Annotated in this window: 1 protein-coding gene; it reads left to right on the top strand. The window is 61.0% G+C overall.

Translation table 11 applies throughout. From position 1 onward, the window contains the following. Positions 1–428, top strand: a 428-nt coding sequence (locus RM844_RS32910; protein ID WP_311671093.1) for an ABC transporter permease, incomplete at its 5' end; no start/stop codon positions are given. Positions 429–436: the final 8 nt, after the last annotated feature.

Consider the following 436-nt stretch of genomic DNA (forward strand, 5'->3'; position numbering starts at 1 on the left):
TCGGTCTGGTGTTGCGCCGCACAACTTTTGGCGAACACGTCTACGCAGTCGGCAGCAACGCAAAAGCTGCCCGGTTGTCAGGCCTGCCAGTGCAGCGCATCACCACTGCCGCGTATGTCATCTGCGGCGGGTTGGCTGCGCTGACCGGGGTCCTCCTCACCGCGCGGCTGACCATCGGTCAACCAACGGCGCACACTGGTCTCGAGCTGGATGCCATCGCCGCGGTGGTACTGGGCGGAACCAGTCTGTTCGGCGGAAAAGGCGGTGTGATGGGCACATTCATTGCCGTACTGCTGCTGTCGGTGCTCCGAAACCTGTTCAACCTGATGGGGCTGAGTTCCTTCTTCCAGATGCTCGTGACAGGACTCATCCTGATCGCTGCACTGATCATGAACTACGTCCTGGACCGTCAACCCAAGACCGCGTGAACCCAAGC

Origin of the sequence: Streptomyces chisholmiae (genome assembly GCF_031845445.1) — a bacterium.
Taxonomy (GTDB): domain Bacteria; phylum Actinomycetota; class Actinomycetes; order Streptomycetales; family Streptomycetaceae; genus Streptomyces; species Streptomyces chisholmiae.